Annotated in this window: 21 protein-coding genes and 1 pseudogene; 14 read left to right on the forward strand and 8 right to left on the reverse strand. The window is 35.1% G+C overall.

What is annotated here, in order from left to right; genetic code table 11:
- Positions 1-5 precede the first annotated feature (5 nt).
- Positions 6-473 (reverse strand): hypothetical protein, encoded by a 468-nt coding sequence (locus CEY12_RS02200; RefSeq protein ID WP_089026134.1) that lies wholly within the window; start codon positions 471-473, stop codon positions 6-8.
- 226 nt (positions 474-699) lie between these two features.
- Here CEY12_RS02200 and CEY12_RS02205 point away from each other — a divergent pair, with 226 nt between their 5' ends.
- The 3 genes from CEY12_RS02205 to CEY12_RS02215 all read left to right on the forward strand — a co-directional run bounded on the left by CEY12_RS02205 (position 700) and on the right by CEY12_RS02215 (position 5,995).
- Positions 700-2,532, forward strand: a complete 1,833-nt coding sequence (locus CEY12_RS02205) for a cytochrome-c peroxidase (protein ID WP_089026135.1) — start codon at positions 700-702, stop codon at positions 2,530-2,532.
- A gap of 359 nt (positions 2,533-2,891) precedes the next feature.
- Entirely contained in the window at positions 2,892-5,039 is a 2,148-nt protein-coding gene (locus tag CEY12_RS02210; protein WP_089026136.1) for an alkaline phosphatase PhoX, read from the forward strand.
- A gap of 56 nt (positions 5,040-5,095) precedes the next feature.
- Entirely contained in the window at positions 5,096-5,995 is a 900-nt protein-coding gene (locus tag CEY12_RS02215) for a leucine-rich repeat domain-containing protein (protein ID WP_089026137.1), read from the forward strand.
- 1 nt (position 5,996) lies between these two features.
- Here the strand turns inward: CEY12_RS02215 and CEY12_RS02220 are convergent, their stop codons facing one another.
- Entirely contained in the window at positions 5,997-6,320 is a 324-nt protein-coding gene (locus tag CEY12_RS02220) for a translation initiation factor (RefSeq protein WP_089026138.1), read from the reverse strand.
- 153 nt (positions 6,321-6,473) lie between these two features.
- On the opposite strand from CEY12_RS02220, the gene CEY12_RS02225 reads away from it, so the two are divergent.
- From CEY12_RS02225 to CEY12_RS02250, 6 genes and pseudogenes are all read left to right on the forward strand, one after another.
- Positions 6,474-7,403 carry a DUF2268 domain-containing putative Zn-dependent protease gene (locus tag CEY12_RS02225; protein WP_089026139.1) on the forward strand — a complete coding sequence of 310 codons (930 nt, stop codon included), beginning with the start codon at positions 6,474-6,476 and terminating at the stop codon, positions 7,401-7,403.
- A gap of 304 nt (positions 7,404-7,707) precedes the next feature.
- Positions 7,708-9,258: a 2,3-bisphosphoglycerate-independent phosphoglycerate mutase gene (gene gpmI, locus CEY12_RS02230; protein WP_089026140.1), complete on the forward strand. Its 1,551-nt coding sequence runs from the start codon at positions 7,708-7,710 to the stop codon at positions 9,256-9,258.
- A gap of 155 nt (positions 9,259-9,413) precedes the next feature.
- Entirely contained in the window at positions 9,414-10,391 is a 978-nt protein-coding gene (locus CEY12_RS02235; protein WP_089026141.1) for an acyl-ACP desaturase, read from the forward strand.
- 92 nt (positions 10,392-10,483) lie between these two features.
- Positions 10,484-10,915: a BT0820 family HAD-type phosphatase gene (locus tag CEY12_RS02240; RefSeq protein WP_089026142.1), complete on the forward strand. Its 432-nt coding sequence runs from the start codon at positions 10,484-10,486 to the stop codon at positions 10,913-10,915.
- A 95-nt stretch (positions 10,916-11,010) separates the two neighbouring features.
- Positions 11,011-11,820, forward strand: coding sequence for a type I methionyl aminopeptidase (gene map / locus CEY12_RS02245; protein WP_089026143.1), 810 nt, complete (start codon positions 11,011-11,013; stop codon positions 11,818-11,820).
- 43 nt (positions 11,821-11,863) lie between these two features.
- A pseudogene (locus CEY12_RS02250) lies at positions 11,864-12,585 on the forward strand (class I SAM-dependent methyltransferase).
- Between the two features lie 53 nt (positions 12,586-12,638).
- On the opposite strand, the gene CEY12_RS02255 reads toward CEY12_RS02250, so the two are convergent.
- The 4 genes from CEY12_RS02255 to CEY12_RS02270 form a co-directional block, all read right to left on the reverse strand.
- Entirely contained in the window at positions 12,639-12,965 is a 327-nt protein-coding gene (locus CEY12_RS02255; RefSeq protein ID WP_089026144.1) for a DMT family transporter, read from the reverse strand.
- A gap of 261 nt (positions 12,966-13,226) precedes the next feature.
- The gene (locus CEY12_RS02260) at positions 13,227-15,134 is read right to left on the reverse strand and encodes a hypothetical protein (RefSeq protein ID WP_157676737.1); all 1,908 of its coding nucleotides are present in this window, start codon (positions 15,132-15,134) and stop codon (positions 13,227-13,229) included.
- A 130-nt stretch (positions 15,135-15,264) separates the two neighbouring features.
- Positions 15,265-15,768 (reverse strand): hypothetical protein, encoded by a 504-nt coding sequence (locus tag CEY12_RS02265; protein WP_157676738.1) that lies wholly within the window; start codon positions 15,766-15,768, stop codon positions 15,265-15,267.
- 307 nt (positions 15,769-16,075) lie between these two features.
- Entirely contained in the window at positions 16,076-16,639 is a 564-nt protein-coding gene (locus tag CEY12_RS02270; protein ID WP_089026147.1) for a Crp/Fnr family transcriptional regulator, read from the reverse strand.
- Between the two features lie 303 nt (positions 16,640-16,942).
- Between CEY12_RS02270 and CEY12_RS02275 the strand changes: the two genes are divergently transcribed.
- The 4 genes from CEY12_RS02275 (at position 16,943) to CEY12_RS02290 (ending at position 20,316) form a co-directional block, all read left to right on the forward strand.
- Complete coding sequence (locus CEY12_RS02275; protein WP_089026148.1) at positions 16,943-17,944, forward strand: LacI family DNA-binding transcriptional regulator; 1,002 nt, start codon at positions 16,943-16,945, stop codon at positions 17,942-17,944.
- Between the two features lie 32 nt (positions 17,945-17,976).
- The gene (locus tag CEY12_RS02280; RefSeq protein ID WP_089026149.1) at positions 17,977-18,873 is read left to right on the forward strand and encodes a carbohydrate kinase family protein; all 897 of its coding nucleotides are present in this window, start codon (positions 17,977-17,979) and stop codon (positions 18,871-18,873) included.
- 72 nt (positions 18,874-18,945) lie between these two features.
- A complete protein-coding gene (gene era / locus CEY12_RS02285; protein WP_089026150.1) occupies positions 18,946-19,821 on the forward strand; it encodes a GTPase Era in 876 nt (291 codons plus the stop codon).
- 66 nt (positions 19,822-19,887) lie between these two features.
- Positions 19,888-20,316, forward strand: coding sequence for a DoxX family protein (locus CEY12_RS02290; protein ID WP_089026151.1), 429 nt, complete (start codon positions 19,888-19,890; stop codon positions 20,314-20,316).
- Between the two features lie 51 nt (positions 20,317-20,367).
- Here the strand turns inward: CEY12_RS02290 and CEY12_RS22175 are convergent, their stop codons facing one another.
- Both CEY12_RS22175 and CEY12_RS22180 read right to left on the reverse strand, forming a co-directional pair.
- Positions 20,368-20,529: a bacteriocin-like protein gene (locus CEY12_RS22175; protein WP_157676739.1), complete on the reverse strand. Its 162-nt coding sequence runs from the start codon at positions 20,527-20,529 to the stop codon at positions 20,368-20,370.
- Between the two features lie 41 nt (positions 20,530-20,570).
- Positions 20,571-20,729 carry a bacteriocin-like protein gene (locus CEY12_RS22180; RefSeq protein ID WP_157676740.1) on the reverse strand — a complete coding sequence of 53 codons (159 nt, stop codon included), beginning with the start codon at positions 20,727-20,729 and terminating at the stop codon, positions 20,571-20,573.
- A 123-nt stretch (positions 20,730-20,852) separates the two neighbouring features.
- On the opposite strand from CEY12_RS22180, the gene CEY12_RS02295 reads away from it, so the two are divergent.
- Positions 20,853-23,255 carry a prolyl oligopeptidase family serine peptidase gene (locus CEY12_RS02295; RefSeq protein WP_089026152.1) on the forward strand — a complete coding sequence of 801 codons (2,403 nt, stop codon included), beginning with the start codon at positions 20,853-20,855 and terminating at the stop codon, positions 23,253-23,255.
- Positions 23,256-23,369: the final 114 nt, after the last annotated feature.

Here is a 23,369-nt window from a genome sequence, read left to right on the forward strand (position 1 = left end):
TATGTTTATTTTTTTATATCAATGAAAATGGCATCTTTATAAGGAGTAGGCATAAGTTCCATAAGTGAACCATATTCTTCTACAATTCTTTTCTGGCCATTAAAAACTTCGTAAACCGTCACTGTTGTTTTTTCGAAATTTTTTGGATCTTTTCTTTGTGAGGTGATTTCATAAAAATGATTGTCTTTTTTGAGAATAGAAACCAATTCTTCTTTAGTCGAATTATTGGAAGTCATCATCCCTGGAAAATCCATCACAATATCTTTTAAATCTGTATAAGTTTTATAAGGTTTGATTTGTCCGTCTGAATAAACGTAAACTTTAGGTATAGGCTGGTCTTGTACCAAACGAACCAAGTAATAGTTGTTTCCCTTTTTTTCTGCATACACAGCCATTTCCTGACCTGACTTTTGTGCCAGTGCACCCAATGAAAAAAGGCTGGCAATGAATACCAATAATAATTTTGTTTTCATAATAATATTTCGTTTTAATGTGTGTTGAAAAATTTTAAAATCCTCCTCCCGTCATCTCCCATCATTATTTTAAACGAAGCTGGTGGTGTATTCAGCTTTTTGAGTAATGAATTTTGTTTCGGGGTTTAAAATTAATAAAATTCCATGAATAAAAATATAAACATTATTTAATCCAGATTTAAAACTGGGATAATGTCGGATGATTAGCTTTGCCGCTAAAAAATTGATGAGATATACTCTATTATTTACTATTACTATCGTACTGGGTTTTGCGATCATGTCCTTTAATCCCACTGATAAGGGGGTTGCAAATGAAAATACATTTATTAACGCAGGTTTAGCTGATTTTAAAAGTAAACTTGAACAGTTAAAAACAGATGTTTATCTGTTTGATAGTGATAAAATATCTCTTGAAACTCTACAAAAATCATTGAGCACTACCAGAAATTCTTTTAAAGAAATTGAATTCTATGTTGCTTATCATTATCCCGAATTTACAAAAACTCACCTGAATGCAGCACCGTTATTTCACATTGAAGCTGCGGGTACTTCTGCTTATACTTTGCCTCCTGAAGGGTTACAGGTTCTTGATGAGTTAATTTTTTCAGAAGAGGCGGGCGCAGAAAAAGAAAAAATAAAATCCATTACCGATTTTTTATATAACAGTTATTCGAACTTTTATTTAAGCTCAATAAAAAATGGATTGAGTAAAGGAACCAATAAAACCTTACCCCTAAGAATAGAATTGATCAGAATTTATAGCTTAGGAGTAACAGGATTTGATACGCCAGGATCTCTTAATATATCGGAAGAAGCTAATTATGCGCTTTTAGGAATTAAGAAATACATTAATGATGATTCGTATTTTAAGAATTATAATATTCAGAAGGCGAATACAATCATTTCTAATGCTACATCGTATTTGCTGATTCATAAAGATTTTGAAACGTTCGACCGTATAGAATTTTACAAAAAATATATCCAGCCTTTATACGAAGAATTTGGAAATTGGGATGGAAGACCTGATGATCTTAAAGAATTTTCAGGATGGAATGTAGGGAATAAAAACTTTTTCAGCAGTGATTTTTTGGATCCTTATTTCTATACCTTATTAAAAGGTTCAGAGGACAATCCTGAATTGAGAAAACTGGGAAAAGAAATTTTCTATGATCAAAGTGTAAGCGATAATTCGAAAATGAGCTGTGCGACCTGTCATTTACCCGAAAATGCCTTTACAGATCTGAAAGTAAAATCACCAAGTAATGTAGAAGGAAAGACAGTATTAAGGAATTCTCCTTCTTTATATAACGCAGTATTTGCTAAAAGATTTTTCTATGACATGCGTGCGTTCTACATCGAGCAGCAGGCAGAACATGTGATCTACAATGACCAGGAATTTAATACAAGCTATGAAAGTATTATTAAAAAACTAAAAACAAAACCTGAATATAAAAAGGCCTTCCGCATCGCATTTAAAGATGGAAAGATCAGTAAAGAGAATTTTTCTAAAGCTTTGAGTTCTTATGTGGCATCCCTTTATTCTTTTGAAAGCGATTTCGACCGTTTCATGAGGAATGAAAAGGACATCTCAGATGATGCAAAAAAAGGATTTAATCTGTTTATGGGAAAAGCCAATTGTGCGACCTGTCACTTCGCTCCTCATTTCTCAGGCCTTGTACCCCCATTTTATAATGAAAATGAATCTGAAGTATTAGGGGTTACAAAAGAACCTATTCAGAAGAAGCCTTTGGAATTAGACGCAGACTTAGGAAGAGTAAAAAGTCCGGTAAAGAAAGAAAATTCATGGATCTATGAAAACTCTTTTAAAACAATGACGGTGAGAAATATCGCTCTTACAAAACCATATTTTCATAACGGAGCCTTCAGTACCTTGGAAGAAGTCCTTGATTTCTATAATGAAGGAGGGGGAGAAGGATTAGGTTTAAAAATGAATAATCAAACTTTACCTGCAGATAAACTTAATCTGACACCAGTTGAAATCAAACAGATCATTGCATTTTTGAATACACTTACGGATGTGAGTAAGGCGGAAAAATAGTTTTTATTTAGTTGAAAGTTGAGAGTTGAAAGCTGAAAGTTGAGAGTTACGGGGTTCGGGATGCGGGATTCGAGTTTTTGATTCGTGTTATTAAAATAAAAGATGTTGAGCTTCTAATACAATATCATCGATTTACATACCAACATCTTTTCCTACAATTTTCAACTCTCCATTTACAACTTTCAACTATTAACCCGCATCTCGCACCTCGTATCCCGCACCATATTTAACAAAAAATTAATTCCCTTAACATTGGGTTTTTAATTTAGTAATATTGACCATGGTTTATTTAAAACTCTATTAATAGAGGGTTCGGGATTAAAAAATAGTTTTGCAACATCTAATAAATCGAAACTATTATGAAGAAAAAACTACTAACAGTTGCAGCTCTTGCACTCGTATCAGGTTCTGCCCTTCAGGCGCAGACTTTTGTTTTCAATAAGAATGCCTCATGGAGGTACAAAGACAACAACCAGGCGCAGGTTGCTCAGTGGAAAGACACCAATTTCGACATTACTTCTTGGTCAACAGGGAATGGTCCTTTGGGATATGGTGATCCCGTAACCACAACAATCAACTCAGGTCTTACAACGGCTTATTTTGCGAAAGATTTCACTGTAAATTTAGCAGATCTTTCCGATACAATGGAATTGGGAGTAATGAGAGATGATGGTATTGTAGTATATCTGAACGGAGTGGAAGTGGTAAGAGATAATATGCCTGCAGGAACTATTGCATTCAATACACCGTCTGTTACAACTATTGATGGTGCAGCAGAAAGTGTTTACAACCTTTTTTCAATTCCAAAATCAAAATTTGTTAACGGAAACAATAGAATATCTATTGAATTACATAACAGAACAGGACAAAGTTCAGATTTAAGAATTGATGCTTATCTTAAAACAGTTGCTGGGACAACGAATCCTGTTTCTTGTAATATTGCGCACATCAGTTGCTTTACATCTATCGTTCCTACTTCACAAACGAATAAATTAATTATTCCAACAGAACATAAATACCAGCTTATTTTAAAAGAAGGAGATGCTTATACACAGGGAGGTGGATTAGTTGGTGGTCAGAATGACTTTACCGCTTATGTACCTAAAAGCGCAAGTTCTACTAATGGGTACCTTTCTGTAAATCATGAAACCAATCCTGGTGGAGTGACGATGGCTGAGATCAACTATAATGCTTCAACCAAACTGTGGCAATTGACAAAATCAAGAGCTGTTGACTTCTCAACACCGAGCTTGGTACAAACGATCAGAAACTGTTCAGGAGGAATTACTCCCTGGGGTACTGTAGTGACGGCTGAAGAATCTGTAACATCAAGTGATGTGAATGCTGATGGATATAAAGATTATGGGTGGTTGGTAGAAATAGATCCTGCAACAGCTCAGGTAATCTCTCAAAATACGGATGGTTCTAAAGGAAAGCTATGGCAAATGGGTATTATGAACCACGAAAATGTAGTGGTTAATAATGCTGGTACAACTGCTTATTACGGAGAAGATGGTGGAACCCATTTAGTGTATAAATATGTAATGGATACGCCGAACAATCTTTCATCAGGAAACCTTTACGTATTGAAATTAGATCAGGGATTAAGTGCTGACGGCGACCCTGTAGGAACTACAGCAACTTGGATTCAGGTTCCTAACAAAACAAAAGCTGATCAAAACAACACCAATAACTTAGCATTTTCATTAGGTGGAACTAAATTTAATGGAGTAGAAGATGTTGATATCAGTCCATTAGACGGGAAAATCTATTTTACGGCTAAAGGTTTAAATAAAGTATATCGTTTACAGGATAACGGAACTACAGCTTCACAGGTAGAAACATTTGTAGGTGGATTGTCTACAGTATATTCTTTCAATACAGCACAGGGAATGAAATCTGAAGTTTGGGGTGATGGTAACGATAACCTTACTTTTGATGAGCTTGGAAACCTTTGGGTGTTACAGGATGGAGGTAAAAACTATATCTGGGTAGTAGCACCGGATCATACAGCTGCTAACCCTAAAGTAAGACTTTTTGCTTCTATGCCCGCTGGATCTGAGCCTACAGGACTTACATTTACTCCGGATCACAAATTTGGGTTCTTCTCTATTCAGCACCCGGATGCTACAATCTCTACAGATATAGATGCTACAGGGAATACGATTGATTACCGTGGGAAATCTGCTACCATTGTAGTGGCGCTTAAAGATAATTTAGGGCAAAACGGAACTTTAGGAACAATTGATGCTAAAGCTGAAAATACAGTTACTGTAGCACCAAACCCTACTTCTGGAATAGTAAAAGTAAATTCTCCTAAAGGGTTGAAGGATATTTCCGTGACTGCTTATAGCCTGGATGGAAAAATTGTTTTCACCAAGAAATTTACAGGTTCTCATACATCATTAGATCTCGATTTTACATCGCAGCTTGAAACATCTCGGGTTTTGATCGTAAATATCGAAGCTGAAGGTTTCCAGAAAACAGTAAAAGTTCTTAAAAAATAATATACTAATATTTAATAGCTGTCGGTAATTCTATTATCGGCAGCTTTTCTCTATCTATGAAAAAACTTTCTCTACTTATTGTTTTATTTTCTCTTAGCTATGCTAAAGCACAGATCGATCCCGTAAAATATCCTACCTATACCAATGTGGAGGATGCTTTAAAAAGTAATAAACCTGTATACAGCATGAGTTTTAGAGGGAAGGGTTTGTTTAATCTTCCTTCCGAAATTAAAAAACTGAATTCTTTATTCTTTTTGAATATTATGGGAAATAATTTAGAAAAGATGGATCAGGAGCTTTTCATGTTGAGAGAACTTGAAATTTTAAATGTGAATGAGAATAGCATCAAATTTATTCCCAATGAAATTGGTGAGCTTACAAAATTGAAAACCCTTTCAATGAATCTGAATAGTTTGATATCTGTAAATCCTAATATCGCTAAACTTCAACAATTGAAGGTGATTCATCTTGATGCCAATAATCTGAATGTATTTCCGGAACCTTTATTGCAAATTCCCACATTAGAAGAAATTAATCTTCAGGATAACCAGATCAGTTTTATTTCTGAGAATCTGAATCAAATCAGAAATCTAAAATATCTTAACCTCGCGGCTAATCAGATCAATGATCTTGGTAATCTTGAATTTCCAAAAGACCTAAAATATCTTGAATTGCAGCAAAATGCCATTTCAAAACTACCGGAATCCCTGTTTCAGTCAAAAAATCTGGAATTTCTTAATCTAAGTCAAAACAATATCAAAGAAATCTCAACTAAAATTAAGGGATTGAAGAATGTAGTAAGCATGAACCTTGCTCATAATGAGCTTAAAGATCTACCGATGGAAATCTCAAAATTAAAGAATCTTAAAACATTGATATTGACAGGCAATCCTATGGATAAAGCAACCATTGAGAAACTTAAGAATCTATTACCTGACGCACAAGTTTATTTCTAAATTAGCCACCGACTCTTTTTGTTTTATATCCCATATCTTTAAGGATCTCCATGATCTTATCACGGTTATCCCCTTGAATGATAATCGTTCCATCTTTTTCTGAACCGCCGATTCCTAGCGTGGTCTTAATCTTTTTAGAGATTTTTTTCAAATCCTCTTCACTGCCTTCCCAGCCTTCAATGACTGTGACAGGCTTTCCATTTCTTCCTTTTTTCTCAAATTTACATACCAGGGGTTCTTTCTGCTTGAACTGTTCTTCAGGCATTTCAAAATCCTGTTCTTCGTGTTCAGGAAAAAGGTTTTTCAGTTGATCTCGTAAATCCATAAAGCAAAATTAAAAATAATAATTAATACCTCATATGGGATCTCTTAAATAAGTTTAGATAAAAATACACTTTGAAATTTCGAACAAGTTAAAATACATGCAGTTTTTATACTTTTGGATCTTCTAAATACGTTATTAAAACAAAAATTAATCATGAAAATAAAACCTTTTTTTATCACCTTAACTTTAATCTTTGGGATTGCAAAAGCTCAAACTGGTTTTTCCAATGATCCTTTAAATGCTGTTTTTGAAACAAAAGATACTGATAACTTCTGGAAAGCATTTGATAAAATCGATACGTCCAAAGAAAATCCCTTTACAGAATATGTTAAAGACGGTTCTCCCGGTGTAAAAGGTTTTATGGAATTCAGGATCATTAATGCAGACTCTTTATATTCACAGGTAAAAAAGAAAAAAACAGACTATTTGAAAAGTAAAAATGTCTTAGCTGGAATACATCAGAAAGAAAAAAGAACCAGAGCTATTTACAGTGCATTGAAGTATTGGTATCCGGAAGCTAAATTTCCACCTGTCTATTTTGTATATGGGAGATTTAATTCCGGAGGAACAACCTCTCATGATGGAATTATAATTGGTACAGAAATGCTTCAAAACCTGGATGGTATCACAGGATTGATCGCTCATGAGCTGATCCATTTTCAACAAAACAATAAAGGCAACGAATCCTTATTAAAAAATTCGCTACTCGAAGGGGGAGCTGATTTTGTCAGTGAATTAATATCAGGAGAGAATATCAACACGAAAGCCTTTCAATATGGTGAAGCCCATTCTGATCAGCTTTATAAAGAATTTATAACAAAATTAAAAGCAAATGATAATACGGATTGGTTGTACGGGGTCAGTAAGAAAGATGATCGTCCTAATGATTTGGGATATTGGATAGGGTATAAAATTTGTGAGGCTTATTTTAATAAACAAACAGACAAGCATAAGGCGATCTATGCTATGTTAAACATTCAAAATCCTTTGTTTTTTCTAAAGGAGAGTGGCTTTTTAGAACAATATATTAAAGAGTATGCAAAGAAAAATAATATGAAATCTGATGATTTTTTTAAAGAATAATTTTATTCTTTTCTCTTCTTTCTTGCAAATTAAGCCGATAAGACAGATTTTTTAGAGTTGCACTTAAGGATGTTTTGTGTCAACTGGATTTACAGGTTTTTATCAAATAATTCTAGAAAATGACACACTTTTTTAGCATTGTATTTAAAAATCTATTCACTCTGCAAGAGTTATGGGAACAAAAAACACTTTGGAATCCCTGATATTGAAAGTAAATAAAACAATCTTTAACTGAAATTTAAGTATTTCTGATTACTGTTTTCATGGAGAAATAGGTAAATTTGTAGTATAAAAGTTATAAAAAATGTCTAAAAAAGCAATATTAGCAATACTTGACGGATGGGGATTAGGAAAAAATCCAGAAGTTTCAGCATTAGATGAAGCCAATACACCATTTATAGATAGTTGTTATCATAAATTTCCACATACTACTTTAGAAGCAAGCGGTACAGCAGTAGGACTTCCTGCAGGACAGATGGGGAATTCAGAAGTGGGGCATATGAACCTTGGGGCTGGAAGAGTAGTTTATCAGAACCTCGTTAAACTGAATATGGCTGTTGAAAATGGAACATTGGGTGAAGAAAAGGTAATTCAGGAAGCTTTCGGGTATGCGAAAAGAGAAAATAAAAAAGTACATTTTATCGGATTGGTTTCCAATGGTGGAGTACATTCCCATATCAATCATTTAAAAGGATTGCTGACAGCTGCAAAGAATTTCGGATTGAATGAAAATGTTTTTGTTCATGCCTTTACAGATGGTAGAGACTGTGATCCCCATTCCGGATTAGGATTCATCAAAGAACTGGAAGATCATATGAATTCCACTACCGGAAAATTAGCTACTGTAGTGGGAAGATATTACGCTATGGACAGAGATAAAAGATGGGAGCGTGTGAAGCTGGCATATGATGCACTTACAGAGGGGGTTGGCCTTCAGACAACAGATGCTTTAGCCGCTATTCAGGATTCCTATGCGAATAATGTGACAGACGAATTCATAAAACCAATCATTTTAATGAATACAACAGCTACAGGAAATGTTGTGCCAGTTGCTAAAATTATTGACAATGATGTCGTTATCTGCTTTAATTTCCGTACTGATAGAGGAAGGGAAATTACTGAAGTTCTTTCTCAAAAGGATTTTCCAGACTTTTCCATGCATAAGCTGAATTTATATTTTGTGACATTAACCAATTATGATAAAACATTCAATAATGTACATGTAGTATTCGATGAAGAAGTTCTACAGGAGACCATGGGAGAAATTATTGAAAGAAATGGTAAAACTCAGATCAGAATAGCAGAAACAGAGAAATATCCCCATGTAACCTTTTTCTTTTCAGGAGGTAGAGAAAAAGAATTTGTTGGAGAAAAAAGACTTCTTTGTCCAAGCCCGAAAGATGTCCCTACGTATGATTTAAAACCTGAAATGTCTGCCTATGACATTACCAATGCAATTATTCCGGAACTTGAAAATGAAACAGCAGATTTCATCTGTCTTAATTTTGCCAATACTGATATGGTAGGGCATACAGGAGTTTTTGAAGCTGCCGTAAAAGCTGCTGAAACAGTAGATAAATGCATTGAAAAGGTCGCAACCACAGCTTACGAACATGGTTATGCTGTCTTTATTTTAGCAGATCATGGAAATTCTGATGTGATGATCAACCCTGATGGAACTCCTAACACTCAGCATTCTACAAATCTTGTTCCTTTTATCATAATGGATAAGGAGCATACATGGCATCTGAAACCTGGAAAGTCCGGAAAGTTAGGAGATGTTGCTCCAACTATCTTAAAGGTAATGGGACTGGACATACCGGCTGTAATGACGGGGGATGTTTTAGTGGATTAGGACTCAAATAAAAAAAATAAAATGTCGTTATACTAAGAATGGTATTTTTTATGATATATGTCATACATATTATGAGAGACATAGGTTATTATGCTCTAAATAATAAATAAATCATATCTTTGTATATTAAATTATAATAAATCTAAATAACGGAAATGTATCAAACGCTGGTAAGGAAAGAAGTAATGGGTATCTTGGAAAAGGAAGTAGGTTCTTTTCTCGAAAAATTTTTGACGCCAATTGAAAAAATCTGGCAGCCTTCAGATTACCTTCCAGATCCATCAAGTGCAGATTTTAAATATGATTTAGAAGAAATCCAGACTTTTGCTCGTGAAATGCCTTACGATCTTTTCGTTACCCTTATTGGTGACTGTATTACGGAAGAAGCATTACCATCCTACGAATCTTGGTTAATGGGTGTAGACGGAATCGATCAGGAAGAGAAGGTAGGTTGGGCTAACTGGGTGAGATCCTGGACTGGAGAAGAAAACAGACATGGTGATTTACTGAATAAATATCTTTATTTGTGTGGTAGAGTAAACATGAGAGAAGTTGAGATCACTACTCAATATCTAATCAGTGATGGTTTTGATTTAGGAACAAGTATGGATCCTTACAGAAACTTTGTGTACACCAGTTTTCAGGAGACAGCAACCAATATCTCTCACAGAAGAGTAGGTACACTGGCCAAACAGTCCGGAAACGGTAAATTAGCAAAAATGTGTGGAGTAATTGCTGCAGATGAAGCAAGACACGCTAAAGCATATAAGCATTTCGTAGCAAAAATCCTTGAATTAGATCCATCAGAAATGATTTTGGCATTTGAGGATATGATGCGTAAGAAAATTGTAATGCCAGCTCACTTAATGAGACAATCCGGGCAGAAAGCAGGTGAACTTTGGGGACATTTTTCAGATGCTGCACAAAGATGTATGGTGTATACAGGACAGGATTATATTAATATTATGAAAGATCTGTTAGACGAGTGGAAGATTGAACACGTAAAAGGTCTTACTGAAAAAGCTGAAAAAGCACAGGAATATTTAATGAAGCTTCCTTCAAGATTACAGAAAATTACAGATAGAGTTTCTACTCCCGACTTACAATTCCAATTCAGTTGGGTGAAAAGTTAGGTATAGAATACATGAAATTATAAAAGTAAGAGTGCCAAGTGTTTTTGGCACTCTTTTTATTTCTTATCTTTGCACAGCTAAAAACGCAGAAAATGTTAAATAATAAAAAAATTGCAGTAGACTTTGACGGAACGATCGTTGATGACGCTTATCCGGGGATTGGGAAGGCGAAGATCTTTGCATTTGAAACTTTGAGAAAACTTCAGTCTGAAGGATACCGATTAATTCTTTGGACATACAGACATGGGAAGACATTAGATGAAGCAGTAGAATTCTGCAAAAAAAACGGGATAGAATTTTATTCTGTAAATGGCAGTTTCGAAGGAGAGGTTTTTGATCAGGAAACCCAGTCCAGAAAAATAGATGCAGATTGGTTCATAGACGATAGAAATTTAGGAGGCTTTCCTGGATGGGGAGAGATCTATAATATTATTAGTGAAAGAATAGAATTCCGCGTAGAAGGAAAAGAAGTTTTAGCCTATTCTAAACTTAAAAAAGAAAAGAAAAAAGGACTTTTCTGGTAAGAGAAGAGTTTAACAACATTACCAATATAACAGGTTACCAATTTTAATATTGGTGATTGCTGCATTGGTAAATTCATAAATTGTTACATTAGAACATGATTCAATTAAAAACAATAGACGAACTCCGTCTTATGAAACAGAGTGCTCAGTTGGTTTCTAAAACGTTGGGAATGCTGGCCAAAGAAATCAAACCTGGAATTACAACTTTGTATTTAGATAAATTAGCACACGATTTTATTAAAGATCATGGGGGTGAGCCTGCATTTTTAGGATACGGAGGTTTTCCAAATTCATTATGTATTTCTCCTAATGAGCAGGTAGTACATGGTTTTCCCAACAATGATATCGTAAAAGAAGGAGATGTCCTTTCTGTAGACTGTGGGGCTGTTTTAAATGGCTTTGTGGGAGATCATGCGTACACATTCGAAATCGGAGAGGTGAAGCCTGAGGTTAAAAAACTATTACAAATCACAAAAGAATCTCTTTATAAAGGTATTGCACAATGTGTAAGAGGAAAGAGAATCGGAGATATTTCTTATGCAATCCAAACCTACTGTGAAAAAGAAGGATATGGAGTAGTGAAAGAACTTGTAGGACATGGATTGGGAAGAAAAATGCATGAAGATCCTCAGGTTCCTAATTATGGAAGACAGGGAAGCGGAAAAGTAATTAAAGACGGTTTAGCTCTTGCTATTGAACCAATGGTTAACCTTGGAACCGATAAAGTAAAATTCCATAATGATGGCTGGACTGTAACAACACTGGATAATTTGCCATCAGCACATTTTGAACATGATGTTGCTGTGATCAATGGGAAACCTGTATTGCTTTCTACGTTCAAATATGTATACGAAGCTTTAGGTATTCAAAGTGATGAGGAAGAGCCTTTTCAAATGGATTTTTAATGAAAAAGTAACAAAGCTTTTACTGAATACTATTCCACGTCCAATGCTCATCACGATGAGTATCTGGGCAAGGCCGCTTATCTATCAGTTTTTTAAAGGAGACGAATTTTTCGATCCTATCGATGGGAAGTCATATCGTAAATTTCTTCCTTATGGCTATGGAAAACAAAGAGAAAATGCTTTATCCCCGGGAACATTAAGTTTAGAAAGACACCGTCAGATGTGGCTGTATCTTCAGAATGAGACCGATTTTTTTATTAAAAATTATAAGGTTTTACATATTGCTCCAGAGCAGGAATTCCTGAGAAAATTCAAAAGAATGAGAAATCTGGACTATATTTCTGCAGATTTATTTTCTCCGATTGTGGATGTAAAAGCTGACATTCTTGATCTGCCTTTCGCCGATGAAAGCTTTGATATCGTTTTTTGTAATCATGTGTTGGAGCATATTGAAGACGATGCTAAAGCAATAAGTGAGCTCTACAGGGTAATGCGACCTGGTGGGTGGGGAATCTTCCAGGTTCCCATGAAAAATTCATTAGAAAAAACCTATGAAGATTTTTCAATTAAAGACCCTAAAGAACGTCAGAAACATTTTGGTCAGTATGACCACGTCCGTTGGTACGGAATGGATTATTTTGATCGCCTGAAAAAAGCTGGTTTTGAAGTTGACCCTAATTTTTATTCTCAGCAATTCTCAGAAGAAGAAATCAAAAATACGGATTAAGACATAATGAGATCTTACCTGTTGTCTATAAAAAATAAAAAAAATGTCTTCAATTTATGAAGACATTTTTTATTTGATAAGAAATATACTATTAGTGAGAAGCTGCCTTCAAACCTATAATTGAACCAATCAAGGTGGTGATAAAAAATATTCTCCAGAATGTTACCGGATCTTTGAAAAACAGCATACCCATTAAAGCTGTACCAACGGCGCCGATTCCTGTCCATACAGCATAAGCGGTTCCTATCGGCAGAGTTTGTGTCGCTTTAATCAGTAAAAGCATACTGATGGTCATGGTAACCAAAAAACCCGCAAACCAATAATACATTTCTGACCCTGATGTCTCTTTTGCTTTTCCTAAACAAGATGCAAAAGCAACTTCAAACAATCCTGCAATAATTAAAATAATCCAGTTCATTTCTTTATTTTTTTCTGATGCAAAGTTCTGTATTTACTTACAAAAAACATTTTACAAATGTTAAAAAATGATTGATTTCCTTTTTTTAGATGGCAATACTTATATTACCATACATTTTGACATTGGTAGTAATGTACCGGAAAATTCCAGAATTTAAAAGTTTTGATGTAAAACGGAAAAAAATGCCACCTGTCCTGAAGGACAGATGGCTGCTTATTGAAAAAAAATAAAACACTAAACTCTATTGTTAGAGTAGTTTCTTTAATTGCACCCTTGCTGGATACATACCCATCCCTTTCTTTCCGGTGCCACTGTAGGATTATCTCCCCTGTATAATTTTACACATTTTGTATCTGTATCATAAACGATCATTCCCACTACAGGAGTTAATGCATTGATCTGTGCTGTTGTCATATGGGTAATGACAAATCCTTTTTTAGCAGAATCTAATACGATGTATCCGTTAGGAACTTGAGCAGGCCAGTTATTAGCTTGTGATTCTTTAGTTGAAACTCCAAACTTACTGGATAATGTAGTTCCTGTTTCTATAGGGATTTTACAAGAGCAGTTTTCATATCCCGGGTCTCCGGATTCATACTTGGAAATGACAACTGAGGATCCTGGAGGATTATCACAATTACTTCCATTTACAGGAATGTAGAAAGCATAATACGTTCCTGGTCCTACTGTCGTCGGGTTAGGAACTTCAGTGCCAGAATCTCCTGTTGAAGTTGTATACCATTTCAATTCATAACCCGTTGGTATGGCACCCGTGTGCAGTGTATTAAGATCTATGGTACTGCCTGGACAGATTTTGGAATCAATAACCTCTGGTTGTGTATTAGCTCCACAAAGATTGACACTTGAGGTAGAAAAATTGTACTTGTTTTCGATTCCACTGGCAGCTGAACCATTACCCATGCTTCCATTGGCACGATGTCCGACATATCCGAAATTTCCGCTGCATTGTTTAATAACCATGCTGGTATGACCTCCGGTTTCCATCGCTATTAAGGCATCGTTCTCACTTAAACCTCCCGCCATATATGTTGGATTAATAGTCGATGCTGTTTCTCCAAGCATGCTTCCTGCATTATTTCCCCAGCTGTACATTTTCCCGTTTGTTGTTAAAACATTAATGGACGCAAATTGACTGTCATGTTCCTGGGGACTTATCCATGCAATATCGGTCATATCCTCAGATGCTGACTTTTTTACCCGTACCCATGAGGTTCTTTCAGTGGTGGTAAAGTCACCTAGCTGGCGAACATTATTACGTCCCAGACTATACAGCAAACCATCAGAAGAAAGTAGAAGATAAGAATTGTAATTACCATTTGAGGTGACTCCTATCATTTTAGGTCTGGATCCACTTAGCCCATTGTCAGGTAAAGCCATTTCTGTAGCATACGATCTATTTGCAGATGAAGTACCATTTCCTAAATAGGTCCCGGTTCCCCATGTATATATTTTTCCTTCACGGGTTAATGCCATTAATGCATTAGAGCTTCCTCTTACTGCTACTACGTTTGTGAGAAAATCATCATCGCCATTTCCTGTTTTAACCCTATGCCAGATCTGATTATTGGCTGCGTTTTGAGCTGTGCCGTCACCATTTTTGTTGCCTGTAAAGGATAGTACCCAAGCCTCTCCACTACAAGTTGTAAGAACTATTGTACCATATGTACCAAACATCATTTTTACATCTTCAGGGTTCACACCTGTAGGGAGCTGGAGCTGTACTTTACTGAATGCAGTTTTATTTGTAATAGTAGTAGCGACAAGCCTTCCGGTTCTTCCCCAGATAAAAAGGCCTTCAGTCGTCAATATGACGAATTGCCCTGTATTTATATGAGCACTTCCTCCGGTAAGTTTTAGTATTTTTCCTCTAAGGTCTGGATAATTAGCCGTGTTTAATTCCGTTGGGGAAAGAACATTGGAAGTTCCATTATTGGCAATGTTTTCTCCCCATACCAATACTTTTCCTGAAGCCTCCCTTACTAAGGTAGAGTGGAATGTAGATACCATATTGTCATACTCAATCGTATTGGGATCACTGCTCTGGAGAAAAGTGTTCCCGTTGCAGCCTGTACTGCTGTTGCACTGTGCCTGAAGGGTTCCACAGATCGTAGAAGCCGTCAGTAAACTGAGGCAAAGATATTTTTTCATAATTGAAATGTGTTTTTTATAAAAATAAAGAAGGTCCCGGAATTCCGGTCTTAGAATAAGTAAGATCCATAAGAAAACCATGTGATATGTTGACAATCACATAAGTTTAATAGGATAAAATACTATAATTCTATTGCCAGAAAAACCAGTTTTTTCCGTCACATACCGCCAGCGAATCGCTTGCTGTATCATAGACTAAAGTACCTGATACTGGACTTTTAATAAGGTTTTGTGGATTGGTTACTTTAGGTAATATCATAGCCCTTGTAGAAGATTCAAGAACAAGAACTCCTGGTTTGGATGAACTATTCGCTCCGATAATGAGTCCCTGGTTTGAAGCCCTATCCGGAGTTTGTACGTCTACATAAGGATTATCTGCGGCATTTCCTGCTTCGGTGAGGCTAATCCAATCATTTCCGTTGTTGTATTCAACTGCTTTATTACTGGTATTGACAATAAATGTTCCCCCGACTGCATCAGGAGCAGAGTCCACAGAAGGTAATATAATCCCTTTTGCATCGGATCCGAATTCAAGTAAAGTACTGGTATTGGTAATGGTTTCCTTTCCAATTGCTACCTGAGCGTAGGACATCGTGCACAGGAGTAGTGCACAAGTAATTGTGATCTTTTTCATTTGTTTGTGTTTATGGCAAAGTTAAAAAAAATCACAAATAAATCAAGTGAAAAAAATTAAAATAATGTTAAAATCTGTGTTTTTATATTAAATTTATAATTCAGTCAGGCCAATGTTTTTAATCTAAGCCTTTGTTTAAAGGGGTTTTAGATAAATTTTATATTATTAGTATTCATAAAATATTAATAAAAATATTGTGTTTTGCATAATATTGTAATTATGTTACATAGATAGATGGATGTCATCGAAGGCTTTGGCAATTGATTGTGCGAAAGATATTGTTATTGATGAAGTTAAAAAAATGATGTTATTTAATATCTGCTCTGATCCTGCTTAGACTTACCTGTGTAATTCCTAAATAAGAGGCAATATGTCCCAACTGAACCCTTCTCAACAGATTGGGTTTATCCCTTATCAAATCTTTATATCTTTCCGTTGATGTTTTAAATTGCCTGGATATAATGAGCTCTTCCGTTTTTACCAATTCTCTTTCAGCAAATTTTCTGCCCCAGTTTGCAATATAAATATCTTCATTGAAGAGTTTTCTTAAATTTTCAGTTTCCAACTGATACAGCTCACAGTCTTCCAGTAATTCAATACTTTCGTAACCAGGTTTGTCCTCTACATAACTTTTCATCGAAATTATAGTCTCGCCTTCACTTCCAAACCAAAAAGTAATATCATTATCTTGTGTAGAAGCATAGGCACGGACAATTCCTTTTTTAATAAAATAAACATGTGAAATAATTTTATCTGCCTGCATCAGGCAATAGCCTTTTGGATGGTAAACTTCAGTGATATGATTTTTAAGCTTTTCCTGTGATGATGTAGGAAGGGTAAATATACTATCAATAATTTCGTCTATGTTCATAGGGATAGATTACAATAGGTTAAAATTATCGGTTTTAAATGATAATTAAAAATATAAGATTCATTTTTATGTAATCACTTTTACTGAATGATTTTTTTAGTTAAAAAAAGTATTCCAAAAAGTAGATTGGTTCGGCATAAAGTACAAATACTTTGTTTCCTGGTAGAGATCACTAACTATTTATATTGTGATGGTCATATTTTGAGAAAGTTGTGAATCTACAATAATTTTTATAGAAAATAAATGCTATTTCTGCTATTTTTTTTATAAATTATAAAATACTTTTGTAAGTCGATTATTAAAATGAAAAGAGCTTCCATAAAAGATATAGCAAGAATTGCCGGAGTTTCTGTAGCAACCGTTTCATACGTTATCAATAGAAAGGAGGGGAGCAGGATCAGTGAGGTCACAAAAAAAAGGATCCTTGAGATTGCTGAAGAAATTAATTATACTCCTAACAAGATTGCCCGAAGTTTAAAAATGAGTAAAAGTAAACTCATCGGTTTAATCGTTCCAGACATTTCTAATGATTTTTATTCAAATATAGCGCGTTGTATAGAAAACGAGGCAATGAAATTGGGCTACACGATCCTTATAGGAAGTTCTGATGAGAGCCCCGATAAATTCAGGCGTCTTACAGAGCTTTTTTCAGAGCAACAAGTGGACGGAATGATCGTAACTCCTGTTGTAGGCTCAGATCATGCCATTCAAAAGCTTTTGAATGATGAATATCCGATGGTTTCTATTGATTATTATTTGGAGAATGTCAATATACCGGCTATTACACTGAATAATTTTGAGATTTCAGAGCATATTTTTGACTATCTCATGGAGCATAATTTTGAAGAATTAATTTATGTAGGATATGACACGAAACTTCCACATTTATTAGACCGGCAGCATGGATTTGAAAAGAAAATATCAGCAAATGGTTTATCAGCAAAGAAGATTTTAGTAGGAATGGGAAATGTTACTTCCAAGGTCTATGCAGGACTTGAAGAAAACCTAAAAATAACCTCCAAAAAAACAGCTTTATATTTTCTAAATAATAAAATAGGAATTGCAGGATTGCACTATCTGGCTAAGAATAAGATTAAAGTACCGGAAGATGTGTCTGTCATTGCATTTGATGAAACAGATGCCTACAGTTTATTTCCTACAGAAATTACGTATATCAGGCAACCATTGGAAGAAATGGCAAAACAAGCTGTACGTCTCGTTGATGAGCAGACAAAGGATTTCTCTATGGAAGGTGAAAAGGTGATTTGTCAGGCTGAATTGATCGAAAGAAAATCAGTAAAATAAAATTATAACAAACATATTAAACGTTTAACCAAATGACACAGAATAATCAATTTGTAGTATGTTTTGGGGAAGTTCTTTGGGATATATTTCCCCAGGGGTCCAGAGCAGGGGGAGCTCCCTTTAATGTTGCATATCACCTTCATAAAGCAGGAGTCAATGTTAAAGTACTTAGTAGAATAGGAAATGATGATCTGGGAAAAGGGCTTTTAAACCAAATCAAAAACTGGGGGATTACGACTGATTATATTCAGGTGGATGATCAGAAACCGACAAGCACAGTTGTCGCTACTATTGATGAGGATAATGAAGCCAGCTATGAGATCATTAAAGAAGTAGCATGGGATTATATTGAATTTCTTCCCGAACTGGAAGATGCTGTCTCAAGAGCAGATGCATTTATTTTTGGAAGCCTGTCTGCAAGAAATGCAAAGACCAGGGAAACTCTTTTTAAGCTTTTGGAATTGGCAAAGCTTAAAATATTTGATGTTAATTTCAGGCCCCCTTTTATTGAAGTAGACCTTATTACGGAGCTTCTCCATAAGGCTGATATCGTAAAAATGAATAAGGCCGAGATGAGGCAGATCATGGATTTTCTTAATGTGGAATATGTAAATGAAGAGGAGGCCGCTGCTTTTATTATGAATTATTTTAATATCAAAGAAATTGTACTTACCAAGGGAAGCAAGGGGGCAAGGTATTTTATAGGAGATGCAAGTTATAATTGTTTTGCGGTTCCTATTACGATTGCAGATACTGTCGGAAGTGGAGATTCTTTTCTTGCAGGATTTATCTCTAAAAGAACTCAGCAGGAGGCTCCCGATAAAATTATGAAAGAAGCGATCTCTTTGGGGGCTTTTATCACTTCAAAGCCTGGGGCATGCCCTGATTATGAATATGAAGATTTCCGGAAGTTCAGGGATCAGTACTAGCGGTAAATCTTTAAAATTTATCCTAAAGACCGGTTTTCTTTTAGTAACTTTGCAATCCGTAATATAATTTTTATGCACAAATCAGGATTTGTAAATATAGTTGGAAAGCCTAATGCAGGGAAATCGACCCTCCTCAACCAGTTAATGGGGGAGAAGCTGGCGATTGTAACGCAGAAGGCACAAACAACACGCCACAGAATTTTTGGAATTTATAATGAAGAGGACTTACAGATCGTATTTTCCGATACTCCGGGAGTGTTGGATCCAAAATATGGTTTACAGGAAAAAATGATGGATTTTGTAAAAGATTCTTTGCAGGATGCAGACGTGTTTTTATTCATCGTAGATGTTACAGATAAAGCTGAACCTTCTGAATTTTTAATTGAAAAACTCAATAAAATCCCTGTTCCTGTTTTACTTTTATTAAATAAAGTGGATCAGACTAATCAGGAAGGACTGGAAAAATTGGTGGAAGATTGGCATAACAGAATTCCCAAAGCTGAAATATTACCGATCTCAGCATTGAATGCATTCAATACAGATGTTATTCTGCCGAAACTTAAATCCATGCTGCCGGAAAATCCTCCTTACTACGATAAAGATCAATATACAGATAAGCCTGAAAGGTTTTTTGTGAATGAAGCGATCCGTGAAAAAATCCTTTTAAACTATGAAAAAGAAATACCTTATTCCGTAGAAGTTGTCACCGAACAATTTAAAGAAAAGGAAGGAATCATTTTTATAGATTCTATAATTTACGTAGAAAGGGATACCCAAAAAGGAATTATTATCGGTCATAAAGGGGAGGCTATTAAAAAAGTGGGAACAGAAGCGCGGGTTGATTTAGAGAAATTTTTTGCAAAAAAAATTCATTTGAACTTATTCGTCAAAGTGAAAAAAGATTGGAGAAAAAATGACAGAGATTTAAAGAATTTTGGTTACAGGTAAACTAAAATATCAATAATCATCGTTGTATAGAAAGATTTTACTATCTTTAAACTAAATTTTTCATACATGAATTATAGTAACTCAAATTCTAATCCCATAATTAGAGATATTATACTGTTAATTGTGAGAGTTTTTATTGGATTTTCCATGCTTTCTCACGGATTTCCCAAACTTCAAATGTTATTGGAAGGTGGAAAAATAGAATTCTATGATTTTCTTGGGCTCGGTCCACAGATTACCTTAATTCTTACCGTTATAGCAGAATTTGTATGTTCTATACTCCTTATTTTAGGATTGTTTACAAGAGTAGCATTAGGATTTTTACTGTTTACAATGGTGATCGCTGTTTTTGTAGTTCATGGTGGAGATCCTTTTGAAAAACAGGAGTTAGGTTTAATTTATTTATCCGTTTATCTTCTTTTAATGGCTTTTGGAGCCGGAAGATTTTCGATAGATCATATGATTGAAAAGCGTAAAAGAGCATCCGACTGGTAGGTGTTTATACAATAAAAAAAGAGCATAATTTTATGCTCTTTTTTATTTCCACTATGGTCTGCAGGGAAGCGAAGATGGTATGCAGTCCCAAATTGGAGATCCATTTTCATCCCTTCCTGTAACACATGCTCTATATCCTGATTCACATAAAGGAGCATTTCCTCCAATAATGGTCTTTAAATCCTTTTTAGGTAATTTTCTTAGATTTTTCATATTTTTAATTTAATTCGTGATTAATATAATAATTGCATAAGTTAAGGCTTACAAGGCAATGATGCCCATACACAAGTCCATTTTGGGACATCATCATCTCCTATTACCATACATGGCTTGTACCCTTGTGGACATTGTGGAGCACTTCCCCCATTAATTTTTTTAAGATCTTTCTTAGAAATTTTTTGTAGATTTTTCATACTATTTTGATTTAATTTAGAAAACTAAAATACTGTTTATTTAATTAAATTGGACCAATACTCTTCTTTATTTTCTACCATAGTAACTTCAAAATTTACTAAATTCGTGAAAAATGTTATAAAATGAAGATAAAATTAACTATTTGCCTTTTGGCATTTCTTAATTTCTACGAGGCCCAGGAAAATGTTACTTACCAAAAACCCTCTGCAGAAATTCTTAAACTCGCAGATTATGAAAGACCTCCAAGTGTATTAATGAACAGTAAAAAAGATTGGGTTGTATTTACATACCGTCCGACTTACAAAACCTTAGAGGATCTTAGTCAGCAGGAAATGAAGCTAGGGGGCCTTAGAATTAATCCTGTTACCAATATTTCAAGCTCTGCCACATATTCGAACAATCTTAAGGTTAGAAAAATCAATGATAAAAATGAAATTCAGGTAAAAGGATTGCCTGCTAATCCTAAGATTACCTATACTTCTTTTTCTCCCGATGAGAAAAAATTAGCCTTTACCAATACAACGAGCAAAGGTGTAGAACTTTGGATTGTAGATCTTGAAACCGCAACTGCAAAAAAGATCACCAATGATAATCTAAATGCTAACTTGGGTAGCCCTTACATTTGGTATAAAGATTCTCAGAATTTATTAATAAAAGTACTTCCGCAAAATAGACCAACCTTAATTGATTCAAGCAAAGACCTCCCAACAGGTCCGATTGTATCGACGGCTGATGGTAAAGTTTCTCAAAACAGAACGTATCAGGATCTTTTGAAAAACCCTCAGGATGAAAAGAATTTTGAAATTCTTACCGCTTCCGATATTTATAATGTAGATCTTGCCGGAGGTCTTAAGAAAGTAAAAGAGCAGGATATGTATTCTGGTCTAAGCTTTTCGCCCGATGGAAATTATTTAATGGCTACCACCATTAAGAAGCCGTTTTCTTATATCGTTCCTTTGAACAGATTTCCGATGACCACAACCGTTTATGATGTAAAAGGAAATGTAGTAAAAGTAGTGAATGAGGTTCCTTTAAATGAAATTATGCCTAAAGGCTTCGCATCAGTAAGAACCGGAAAAAGAGATATGGGCTGGAGAAGTGATATGTCTGCAACTCTTGTATACGCTGAAGCTCTTGATGGGGGAGATCAGTCTAAAACGGCTGATTACAGAGATGAAATCTTTATGTGGGAAGCACCATTTAATACTGCTGCAAAATCTTTCTTTAAAACTAAGCAAAGATATGAAGGAACGAGCTGGACCAATGATCATTATGCTATTGTTTCTGAAGACTGGTATGATACAAGAAATACAAAGTCTTTCTTAGTTGATCTGAATAACGGAGAGTCAAAAGTAATTGATGACAGAAATTATCAGGATGTGTACAGTGATCCGGGAAATTTCAATACGACAAAAAATCAATTCGGTAGAAATGTAATTGATATGAAAGGCGGAAAAGCATATCTTATAGGAGATGGCTTTACAAAAGACGGACAACATCCTTTCATCGATGAAATGGATATGAAAACCCTGAAGAAGAAAAGATTGTATACTTCTAATTTGAAAAATGCTAAAGAAGAAATTATAGATATTCTTAATCCTTCAAAAGGAGAGGTATTGACAATCCAGCAATCTGCAAGTCAGTATCCTAATTACTTTAAGAAGAATATTAAATCCAATAAATCAGAGCCTGTAACTACTTTTGCAAACCCTTTTGAAAGTATTAAAGATGTGTATAAAGAGGTAATTACCTATAAAAGAAATGACGGAGTAACATTGACAGGAACTCTTTATTTACCTGCAAATTACGACAGAAAAGCAAAAACTGAAAAACTGCCATTACTAATCTGGGCTTATCCAACAGAATATAAAGATAAAAATACAGCAGGGCAGAATACGCAAAACCCTAATGACTTTACATTCCCATACTACGGATCTTTTGTATACTGGACCACAAAAGGATATGCTGTTCTCGACGATGCAGCGTTCCCAATTATCGGAGAAGGAAAAACGGAGCCTAATGATACCTTTATTCCTCAATTGGTTGCCAATGCTGAAGCAGCAATCAACGCGGTAGACCAGTTGGGTTATATTGATAAAAAGAAAGTGGCCGTTGGAGGACATTCTTATGGAGCTTTTATGACTGCCAATCTTTTAACCCATTCTAAGCTTTTTGCTTGCGGTATTGCAAGAAGTGGTGCATATAACAGAACATTGACACCGTTTGGTTTCCAGAGTGAGCAAAGAAATTATTGGGATATTCCTGAAATTTACAATACGATGTCTCCATTTATGAATGCGGATAAAATGAAAACACCATTGCTTTTAATTCATGGTGATGCAGATAATAATCCGGGAACATTTACTTTACAGACAGAAAGATATTTCCAGGCATTAAAAAATCTTGGTGCACCAGTAAAAATGGTTCTTTTACCAAAAGAAGCCCACGGATATGTAGCTAAAGAAAACATCTTTCACCTGTTATGGGAACAAGATCAGTTCTTAGAAAAATGTCTCAAGAAATAAATTGAAAAATCGCTCCTATCAGGAGCGATTTTATTTTCCCAACGTCATTGCGAGGAGCAAAGCGACGAAGCAATCTCTAAAAAAGATTTCTCACTTTATTTCATTACGCTCAAA

It is taken from the genome of Chryseobacterium sp. T16E-39 (assembly GCF_002216065.1).
In the GTDB taxonomy this organism is placed as follows: domain Bacteria; phylum Bacteroidota; class Bacteroidia; order Flavobacteriales; family Weeksellaceae; genus Chryseobacterium.

What these genes read in the sequence shown, in the direction of transcription:
- CEY12_RS22180 (WP_157676740.1), bottom strand. Translation starts at nt 20,729, where the DNA reads ATGAAAAATCTACAAAAAATTTCTAAGAAAGATCTTAAAAAAATTAAT.
- CEY12_RS02235 (WP_089026141.1), top strand. Translation starts at nt 9,414, where the DNA reads ATGTATCAAACGCTGGTAAGGAAAGAAGTAATGGGTATCTTGGAAAAG.
- gpmI (WP_089026140.1), top strand. Translation starts at nt 7,708, where the DNA reads ATGTCTAAAAAAGCAATATTAGCAATACTTGACGGATGGGGATTAGGA.
- CEY12_RS02220 (WP_089026138.1), bottom strand. Translation starts at nt 6,320, where the DNA reads ATGGATTTACGAGATCAACTGAAAAACCTTTTTCCTGAACACGAAGAA.
- CEY12_RS02215 (WP_089026137.1), top strand. Translation starts at nt 5,096, where the DNA reads ATGAAAAAACTTTCTCTACTTATTGTTTTATTTTCTCTTAGCTATGCT.
- CEY12_RS22175 (WP_157676739.1), bottom strand. Translation starts at nt 20,529, where the DNA reads ATGAAAAATCTAAGAAAATTACCTAAAAAGGATTTAAAGACCATTATT.
- CEY12_RS02210 (WP_089026136.1), top strand. Translation starts at nt 2,892, where the DNA reads ATGAAGAAAAAACTACTAACAGTTGCAGCTCTTGCACTCGTATCAGGT.
- CEY12_RS02255 (WP_089026144.1), bottom strand. Translation starts at nt 12,965, where the DNA reads ATGAACTGGATTATTTTAATTATTGCAGGATTGTTTGAAGTTGCTTTT.
- era (WP_089026150.1), top strand. Translation starts at nt 18,946, where the DNA reads ATGCACAAATCAGGATTTGTAAATATAGTTGGAAAGCCTAATGCAGGG.
- CEY12_RS02295 (WP_089026152.1), top strand. Translation starts at nt 20,853, where the DNA reads ATGAAGATAAAATTAACTATTTGCCTTTTGGCATTTCTTAATTTCTAC.
- CEY12_RS02265 (WP_157676738.1), bottom strand. Translation starts at nt 15,768, where the DNA reads ATGAAAAAGATCACAATTACTTGTGCACTACTCCTGTGCACGATGTCC.
- CEY12_RS02275 (WP_089026148.1), top strand. Translation starts at nt 16,943, where the DNA reads ATGAAAAGAGCTTCCATAAAAGATATAGCAAGAATTGCCGGAGTTTCT.
- CEY12_RS02280 (WP_089026149.1), top strand. Translation starts at nt 17,977, where the DNA reads ATGACACAGAATAATCAATTTGTAGTATGTTTTGGGGAAGTTCTTTGG.
- CEY12_RS02200 (WP_089026134.1), bottom strand. Translation starts at nt 473, where the DNA reads ATGAAAACAAAATTATTATTGGTATTCATTGCCAGCCTTTTTTCATTG.
- CEY12_RS02270 (WP_089026147.1), bottom strand. Translation starts at nt 16,639, where the DNA reads ATGAACATAGACGAAATTATTGATAGTATATTTACCCTTCCTACATCA.
- CEY12_RS02205 (WP_089026135.1), top strand. Translation starts at nt 700, where the DNA reads ATGAGATATACTCTATTATTTACTATTACTATCGTACTGGGTTTTGCG.
- CEY12_RS02225 (WP_089026139.1), top strand. Translation starts at nt 6,474, where the DNA reads ATGAAAATAAAACCTTTTTTTATCACCTTAACTTTAATCTTTGGGATT.
- CEY12_RS02290 (WP_089026151.1), top strand. Translation starts at nt 19,888, where the DNA reads ATGAATTATAGTAACTCAAATTCTAATCCCATAATTAGAGATATTATA.
- map (WP_089026143.1), top strand. Translation starts at nt 11,011, where the DNA reads ATGATTCAATTAAAAACAATAGACGAACTCCGTCTTATGAAACAGAGT.
- CEY12_RS02240 (WP_089026142.1), top strand. Translation starts at nt 10,484, where the DNA reads ATGTTAAATAATAAAAAAATTGCAGTAGACTTTGACGGAACGATCGTT.
- CEY12_RS02260 (WP_157676737.1), bottom strand. Translation starts at nt 15,134, where the DNA reads ATGAAAAAATATCTTTGCCTCAGTTTACTGACGGCTTCTACGATCTGT.